Below are 218 nucleotides of genomic sequence, written 5' to 3'. Positions count from 1 at the left end.
TAGATCCGGCTCTCCATGGCCCAGCCGTTGATCTTCAGGTCCTTCTGGGCGAACGGCAGCTTCTCGCCATAGGCCGAGCGGATCATCTGCTCGACCAGGTCCACGCCGGTGATCATCTCGGTGACCGGATGCTCCACCTGCAGGCGGGTGTTCATCTCCAGGAAGTAGAAGCTCTTGTCCTGTCCGGCCACGAACTCGACGGTGCCGGCGCTGTCGTA

1 pseudogene is annotated in these 218 nt (G+C 61.9%); it reads right to left on the bottom strand.

Going from position 1 to position 218, the window contains the following annotated elements:
• Positions 1–218, bottom strand: a pseudogene (locus AX721_RS19865) (acetyl/propionyl-CoA carboxylase subunit alpha); the annotation flags it as partial.

It is taken from the genome of Phenylobacterium sp. CCH9-H3 (assembly GCF_001557235.1).
Taxonomy (GTDB): Bacteria; Pseudomonadota; Alphaproteobacteria; order Caulobacterales; family Caulobacteraceae; genus Phenylobacterium.
Note: the sequence above shows the minus strand (reverse complement) of the source record. Positions and strands in the feature narration are given on the sequence as shown.